Origin of the sequence: Streptomyces sp. NPDC057438, assembly GCF_042802995.1 — a bacterium.
GTDB lineage: Bacteria > Actinomycetota > Actinomycetes > Streptomycetales > Streptomycetaceae > Streptomyces.
In genome coordinates, this window is the sequence record NZ_JBHVDD010000027.1 from 87,133 (window position 1) to 95,047 (window position 7,915).

Consider the following 7,915-nt stretch of genomic DNA (forward strand, 5'->3'; position numbering starts at 1 on the left):
CACCGGACCCGCACCGCCGACGAATCCCGAACCCCCACCCCCTCAGGCGCCCCCGTCCCGATCCCGACGCACCGCCCCCGCCAGGATCCAGCCCTCCACCGCCTCGTACTGCCGACGCTGCTCCGCCGCCCGCTCCCGGCCGGAGGCGACCGTGCCCAGCCAGCCCGCGAGGAAGCCCAGCGGGATGGAGACGAGGCCGGTCGTGGTGAACGGGAACCAGTTGAAGTCGGCGCGCGGGAAGGCCGAGTAGGGGGAGCCGGAGACGAGGTTGGTGCCGGTCATGAGGACGAGGACGGAGAGGCTGCCGCCGACGAGGGTCCACATCAGGCCCGTACGGGTGTACCGGCGCCAGAAGAGTCCGTAGACGAGCGCGGGCGCGATCGCGGAGGCGCCGAGGCAGAAGGAGAGGGTGACCAGGGGCTGCAGGTTGCGGTGCTGGACCAGCGTGGCGAGGAGGATCGCCGTGACGCCGACCGCGCCCGCCGAGAGCCTGGCGACGGTCATCTCGCGGCGCGGGGTGAGGGGACGGGTGGTGAGGGCCGCGAAGACGTCGTGGGCGAGGGAGTTGGCGCAGGCGAGGATCATCCCGGCCACGGAGGCGAGGAGGGTCAGGAAGACCGCCGTCGTGACCGTGGTGAACAGCAGGGTCTCCGCCGTCGACACCTCGGTGCCGAACGCCGCCATGGAGCCCAGCAGATAGGCCGTGTTGCCCTGCGGATCGGCCCCCGCGATCACCTCGCGGCCGATCAGGGCCGTCGCGCCGAAACCGATCACCGAGATGATCAGGACGAAGAGGGCGACGGAGGGGACCGCCCAGGACAACGAGCGCCGGACCTGGCGGGCACTGTTCGCCGTGTACATGCGCATGGTGACATGGGGCAGGCAGGCGCCGCCGAGGACGACCGTCAACTGGGCGCTGATCATGTCGAGTTCGGGGTACGGGCCGCCGGAGAACTGCAGCCCGGAGCGGAGGTAGCCGGTGCCGATGCCGCTGCGCTCCGCCGCCGTGCCGAGCAGTAGGCCGGGGTCCCAGTCGAACTTGTTCAGGATCAGTACGGAGATCAGCGCGCCGGAGCCGAGCAGCATCACGATCTTGATGATCTGGATGAGGGCGGTGCCCTTCATGCCGCCGATCGCGGCGTAGCCGATCATCAGTGCGCCGACGACCACCACGACACCGGTCTTCAGGCTGTCGCTGGAGAAGCCGAGGACGAACGCCAGCAGGTCGCCGGTGCCCGCGAGCTGGACCAGCATCATCGGCATCAGCGCGGCGATGGTGACGACGCAGGCGACGACGCGTACGGACCGGCCGGGCATCCGCCGGGCCAGCGCGTCGCCCATCGTGAACCGGCCCGCGTTGCGCAGGGGTTCGGCCAGCAGGAACATCAGCAGCATCAGGGACAGGGCCGTGCTGAGGGCGAGGACGACACCGTCGTAGCCGAAGAGGGCGATCACTCCGCCGGTGCCCAGCACCGTCGCCGCCGAGATGTAGTCGCCCGCGATGGCCAGGCCGTTGCGCAGGGGCGAGAGGGAACTGTAGCCGGTGTAGAACTCGTCGAGGTCGTCCCGGTCCGGGCCCGTCATCACGCACAGCAGCAGGGTGATCGTGGCGACCGCCGTGAAGCCGACCAGCGACATGGCGCGGGCCGATCCGCTGAACTCGGCGAGGCCGCCCGCGGCGGTGGTCAGGGGGGCGAGGGTGGTCATCGGGCGGCCCCCCGCCGCGCGTCCGCCGCCGCGAGGTCGCGGATGCGGTCGGCCAGCGGGTCGACCCGGTGGCGCGCGGTGTGCTCGTACAGCCAGATGGCCAGGCATGTCACCGGGACCTGGAGCAGGCCGAGCAGCAGGCCCGTGGACAGTCCGCCGCTGACCTCGCTCGTCATGAACGACGGGGCGAACGCCGACAGGACGAGGAAGAGCACGAAGTAGCCCAGCGCGGCCAGCGTCGCCACGCGCCGCTGCCAGCGGTACGCGCTGCGCAGCACCCGCAGGTCGCTGTGGTGACCGAGGGGCGGGGACGTGCGGGCGGACCGGGAGGCCGGGACCGCGGCCGGTTCCTGGGGGACCCAGGGGTAGGTCTGGTACGAGGGCGACGAAGGCGACGAGGGGAGCGGGGTGTGCGGTGGGTGCGGCGGTCGGTACGGCGGCTGGTGCGGGGGCGACGGGAAAGCGTCGGTCATCCCTTGGTCTCCTTGCGCGGCTCGGGTCCTTCGTGGACCGCGGGGAGCGGGGGGCGGGCGTGACGCTACTCGGGGGTGCGGCGGTGCGCGAGCCTTTCAACAAACTGATCGGTCGGTATGCGCTTACTTGACGTATCTCACGCTGACCTGGGGTGTTACCCGGATTAACTCAGATTTTTGAACGAGGGTCAGGACCCTCGGCGGCGAGCACCGGAAACCTGCGCGGTGCCACCACCAGCAGCACCAGGAACGCCACCGTCGCCGCGCACGCCGCGCCCAGGTAGACGGCGTGGACGGCGTCCGCGACCGCGCGGCGGACCGGTTCGGCGGCCGTGCCCGCGCCGAGGGACCGGGTGACGGTGTCCAGATCCCCCGCGCCGCCGAGCCGGGAGGCCAGCACCCCGTTCGCGACCGCGCCGAAGGCCGCCGCGCCCAGGGTCTGTCCGGTCTGACGGCAGAAGAGGATCGACGCGGTGGCCGTGCCGCGTTCCTCCCACGCCACCGTCGACTGGACGCCGATGATCAGGGGGAGCTGGAACAGGCCCAGCGCGGCGCCCAGGAGGAGCATCAGCAGCATCGGCTGCCAGGCCTCGCCCGGGTAGGGCAGGAACGGGAAGGCGAAGAGGAGGGCCGCCGCGGCGGCGATGCCGAGCATCGCCGTGTTCCGGAAGCCGATGCGGCGGTAGACGTGCTGGCTGAGGGCCGCCGACACCGGCCAGCTCAGCGTCCACACGGAGACCACGAATCCGGCGGCCACCGGCACCAGGCCCAGCACGGACTGCGCGTACGTCGCGAGGAACACCGTGGGCGCGACCATCAGCAGACCCAGCGCGCCGAGTGCCAGGTTCACCGCCGCGATCGTGCGCCGACGCCACACCCAGCCGGGGATGATCGGTTCGGCCGCCCGGCGTTCGATCAGCACCAGCAGGGCGATCAGGGCGGCTCCCAAGCCCAGCAGGGTGATCGAGGGCGCCGAGAGCCAGTCCCAGGCCACCCCGCCCTGCACCAGCGCCAACAGCAGCGCCCCGCCGCCGGCGAAGACGGTCAGGGCGCCCGCCCAGTCCACCCGGGGCCGGCCCGTCGACTCCCGCCGGGGCTCGTGGAGATGACGGACGAGCAGCCACAACGCCGCCGCGCCGAGCGGCAGGTTGATGAGGAAGATCCACCGCCAGTCCGCGTACGCGGCCAGGACACCGCCCACGCCGGGGCCCGCCACCGCCGACACCGCCCACACCGTGGACAGCCTGGCCTGGATCCTGGGCCGCTCCGCCAGGGGGTAGAGGTCGGCCGCCAGCGTCTGGACCGTGCCCTGCAGCGCCCCGCCGCCCAGGCCCTGGACGATACGGAAGGCGATCAGGGAGCCCATGTTCCAGGCCAGCGCGCACAGGAGTGAGCCCAGCAGGAACAGGACCGCGCCCACGACCAGCACGGGTTTGCGGCCGAAGGTGTCGGAGAGCTTGCCGTAGACGGGCAGGGTGACGGTGACGGCGAGCAGATAGCCGGAGAACAGCCAGGAGAAGACGGAGAACCCGCCGAGGTCGGCGACGATCTGGGGTACGGCGGTCGAGACGATCGTGGAGTCCAGCGCCGCCAGGCCCATGGCCAGCATCAGGGCGGCGGTGACGGCCCTTCGGCGGCCGGATCCGGTGTCCCGCCGGGCGGCCGGGCCGCGTGGCGCGGGTCGTACGTCCTCCGCGGGCTCGCCGCCCGGGGAGCCGGCGCCACCCGGCGGATCGCCCGCCGGCGAATCACCGCCCGCCGGCATGCCGCCCAAGGAGGCGCCGCCCAAGGAAGTGCCGTCCGAGGGAGCGTCGTCCACGGGGTTGCCGTCCGTCGGATGTCCGCCCGCCGACCTCTCGTCCACCGGATGCCTTCCCCTTGCATGTATCTGCCGCCGACCACCATGCCATTGACCCTCACGCCACGGCAGGGTGCAGCCTGATCGCACCACGCGGAGGCGGGCGACCCCGAGTCCGTCTCCTCCCGGTGGTCGACAACCCCTAGGGGTACCTCCGCACTACGACTGGGGGCGGGTTCGTACCGGCGGAGGAGGAGACGGGGCACCTGCCGTCCTTAACCTGGCTTTACGCCGCTGGGGGGCGGTGCACCGGAACGGTGGGGGTGGGGTTTTCCCCAGCAGAAGACTGCGCTGGGCACCAGCGCGCCGGACCCCCCGCGGGGACCAGACTCAGCAGCACAGCACCGCGTACGGCCCGGCACCACGCTTCGTACGGCTCGTCCACTGAGCAACGGAACCATCCGCTGCCCGACTTAGGAGACATACCGTGACATCGGCTGTGACCATCACCAGGCACGGGGGTACTGGAGGGACTACGGCCGTTGCCGCGCGGGCGCGGCAGGTCGTCAAGGCGTACGGATCCGGGGAGACCCGTGTCGTCGCCCTCGACCATGTGGACGTGGACATCGCGCGGGGCCAGTTCACCGCGATCATGGGCCCCTCGGGGTCCGGCAAGTCCACCCTCATGCACTGCCTCGCCGGGCTCGACACCGTGACCTCGGGTCAGATCCACCTCGACGACACCGAGATCACCGGGCTCAAGGACAAGAAGCTCACGCGGCTGCGCCGGGACCGGATCGGGTTCATCTTCCAGGCGTTCAACCTGCTGCCCACCCTGAACGCGATAGAGAACATCACGCTCCCGATGGACATCGCGGGGCGCAAGCCGAACAAGGAGTGGCTGGACCGGGTCGTCGACACCGTCGGCCTGAGCGACCGGCTCAAGCACCGGCCCACCCAGCTCTCCGGCGGCCAGCAGCAGCGCGTCGCCGTGGCCCGGGCGCTGGCCGCCCGGCCGGAGATCATCTTCGGTGACGAGCCGACCGGAAACCTGGACTCCCGGGCCGGCGCCGAGGTGCTGGGCTTCCTGCGCAGGTCGGTCGACGAGCTGGGCCAGACCATCGTGATGGTCACCCACGACCCGGTGGCCGCCTCGTACGCGGACCGGGTGCTGTACCTGGCCGACGGCCGCATCGTCGACGAGATGTTCAAGCCGACCGCCGACACCGTGCTCGACCGCATGAAGGACTTCGACGCCCGGGGGCGTACGTCATGACTGTCATGAAGACCTCGATGCGCAACTTCTTCGCGCACAAGGGACGGATGGCGCTCTCCGCCATCGCGGTCATGCTGTCGGTGGCGTTCGTGACGGGGACCCTGGTCTTCACCGACACGATGGGCACGACGTTCGACAAGCTGTTCGCGGCCACCTCCTCCGACGTCACGGTCAGCGCCAAGGGTGCCTCGGACAGCGGTGAGACGCAGTCCGACACCGGCAAGCCGCCGGTCATGCCCGCCTCCGTCGTGGACAAGGCGGGTGACGCGGACGGCGTGAAGTCGGCCGAGGGGACCGTCTTCTCCACCTCGGTCACGGTCGTCGACGCCGACAAGGACAGCCTCTCGCCCACCAGCGGGGCCCCGACCGTCGTCGGCAACTGGAACGCCAACGACGCCCGCACCATGAAGATCTCCTCCGGCGAGGCGCCCCGCGGACCGGACCAGATCATGGTCGACGCCGACACCGCCGACAAACACGACCTGAAGCTCGGCGACGAGATCGGCGTGATCAGCGCCGTCGGCACGCACGAGGCGAAGATCTCGGGCATCGCCGACTTCCAGGTCACCAACCCGGGCGCCGCGATCTTCTACCTCGACACCGCCACCGCGCAGAAGGCCCTCGTCGGCGAGACCGGCGTCTACACCAACGTCAACATCACCGCCGCCGCCGGCTTCACGGACGCGCAGGTGAAGAAGAACGTCACCGCCGAACTGGGCGGCGGCTACAAGGTGCAGACCGCCAAGGAGATCGCGGACGCCAACGCCAAGGACGTCGGCGAGTTCATGGGCGTGATGAAGTACGCCATGCTCGGCTTCGCCGGGATCGCCTTCCTCGTCGGCATCTTCCTCATCATCAACACCTTCTCGATGCTGGTCGCCCAGCGGACCCGCGAGATCGGCCTCATGCGGGCCATCGGCTCCAGCCGCGGCCAGGTCAACCGGTCGGTCCTCGTCGAGGCGCTGCTCCTGGGTGTCTTCGGCTCGGTCCTCGGTGTCGCCGGCGGAGTCGGTCTCGCCATCGGGCTGATGAAGCTGATGAGCGCCACCGGCATGAACCTGTCCACCGACGACCTCACCATCGCCTGGACCACCCCGGCGGTCGGTCTGCTCCTCGGCATCGTCGTCACCGTCCTCGCCGCCTACGTGCCCGCCCGGCGCGCCGGCAAGGTCTCCCCGATGGCCGCCCTGCGCGACGCCGGCGCCCCGCTGGACGCCAAGGCCGGAGTCGTCCGGGCCGCGATCGGCCTCGTGCTGACCGGCGCCGGCGGCTGCTGCCTGTACCTGGCCTCCAGCGCCGCCAAGGCGAGCGAGGGTTCGATGTGGCTGGGCGGCGGGATCGTCCTGTCCCTCATCGGCTTCGTCGTCATCGGCCCGCTGCTCGCCGGCGCGGTGGTGCGGGTGCTGGGCGCGGTCGTCCTGCGGGCCTTCGGCCCGGTCGGCCGGATGGCCGAGCGCAACGCGCTGCGCAACCCCCGCCGCACGGGGGCCACCGGCGCCGCCCTGATGATCGGTCTCGCCCTGGTCGCCTGCCTGTCGGTCGTCGGCTCCTCCATGGTCGCCTCGGCCACGGACCAGCTCGACAAGACGGTCGGCACGGACTTCATCATCCAGTCCGACACCGGCCAGCTGATCACCCCGCAGGCCGTCGAGGCCGCGAAGTCCGCCGAGGGCGTCAAGAGCGTCACCGAGTACAAGTACACCCAGGCCGACTTCACCACCCCCGACGGCAAGACGCTCAAGGACACGGCGATCACCGCCGCCGACCCGAGCTACGCCACCGACCTCGCCACCGAGGTCGTCGCGGGCAAGCTGCCGGACGCCTACAGGCCCGACTCGATGTCCGTGCACGAGAAGTTCGCGAAGGACCACGACATCGAGCTCGGCTCGAAGATCGCCGTCGCCTTCGAGGGCGGCCGCACGGCCGACCTGACCGTCCGCGCGATCACCAGCAGCGACGTCGTCATCGACGCCGGCGCGATGTACACCTCCATCGACACGATGGCCACGTACGTCCCGGCCGACAAGATGCCCCTCGACCAGCTCCTCTTCGCCTCGGCGAAGGAGGGCCAGGAGGCGGCCGCGTACACGTCCCTCAAGGACGCGCTGCACGACTTCCCGCAGTACGAGGTCCGCGACCAGACCGACTACAAGGAGGCGCTGAAGGGCCAGATCGACCAGCTCCTCAACATGATCTACGGCCTGCTCGCCCTGGCGATCATCGTCGCGATCCTGGGGGTCGTGAACACGCTGGCCCTGTCGGTGGTCGAGCGGACGCGGGAGATCGGTCTGATGCGCGCCATCGGCCTCTCCCGCCGCCAGCTGCGCCGCATGATCCGCCTGGAGTCGGTCGTCATCGCCCTCTTCGGTGCGCTCCTCGGCCTGGGGCTGGGCATGGGCTGGGGCGCCACCGCGCAGCAGCTCCTCGCCCTGGAGGGCCTGAAGGTCCTCGACATCCCGTGGCCGACGATCATCGGGGTCTTCATCGGCTCGGCCTTCGTGGGCCTGTTCGCCGCGCTGGTCCCGGCGTTCCGGGCGGGCCGCATGAACGTCCTGAACGCGATCGCCACCGAGTAGCCACCGGGTACGGGGGACCCGGGGGAACGGGGACACGGGGGAAACCGGGGGAGGGCCCGGCGCCCGGAAGCGGAGGCTTCCGGGC

At 71.0% G+C, this 7,915-nt stretch carries 5 protein-coding genes; 2 read left to right on the forward strand and 3 right to left on the reverse strand.

The genetic code is table 11. The features are described from left to right. Nucleotides 1–42: 42 nt before the first annotated feature. The 3 genes from ACFU5F_RS17645 to ACFU5F_RS17655 all read right to left on the reverse strand — a co-directional run bounded on the left by ACFU5F_RS17645 (nucleotide 43) and on the right by ACFU5F_RS17655 (nucleotide 3,945). Nucleotides 43–1,707 carry a cation acetate symporter gene (locus tag ACFU5F_RS17645; protein WP_383887802.1) on the reverse strand — a complete coding sequence of 555 codons (1,665 nt, stop codon included), beginning with the start codon at nucleotides 1,705–1,707 and terminating at the stop codon, nucleotides 43–45. Next, a complete protein-coding gene (locus tag ACFU5F_RS17650; protein WP_383887804.1) occupies nucleotides 1,704–2,180 on the reverse strand; it encodes a DUF485 domain-containing protein in 477 nt (158 codons plus the stop codon). Before ACFU5F_RS17650 ends, ACFU5F_RS17645 begins: the two co-directional genes overlap by 4 nt. 169 nt (nucleotides 2,181–2,349) lie before the next feature. Further along, nucleotides 2,350–3,945 (reverse strand): MFS transporter, encoded by a 1,596-nt coding sequence (locus ACFU5F_RS17655; protein ID WP_383887811.1) that lies wholly within the window; start codon nucleotides 3,943–3,945, stop codon nucleotides 2,350–2,352. A 520-nt stretch (nucleotides 3,946–4,465) separates the two neighbouring features. Here ACFU5F_RS17655 and ACFU5F_RS17660 point away from each other — a divergent pair. Beyond that, nucleotides 4,466–5,254: an ABC transporter ATP-binding protein gene (locus ACFU5F_RS17660; RefSeq protein WP_383887806.1), complete on the forward strand. Its 789-nt coding sequence runs from the start codon at nucleotides 4,466–4,468 to the stop codon at nucleotides 5,252–5,254. Then, on the forward strand, nucleotides 5,251–7,830 hold the full coding sequence (locus tag ACFU5F_RS17665) for an ABC transporter permease (RefSeq protein WP_383887808.1): 2,580 nt from the start codon (nucleotides 5,251–5,253) through the stop codon (nucleotides 7,828–7,830). The genes ACFU5F_RS17660 and ACFU5F_RS17665 overlap by 4 nt, the downstream gene beginning before the upstream one ends. Nucleotides 7,831–7,915: the final 85 nt, after the last annotated feature.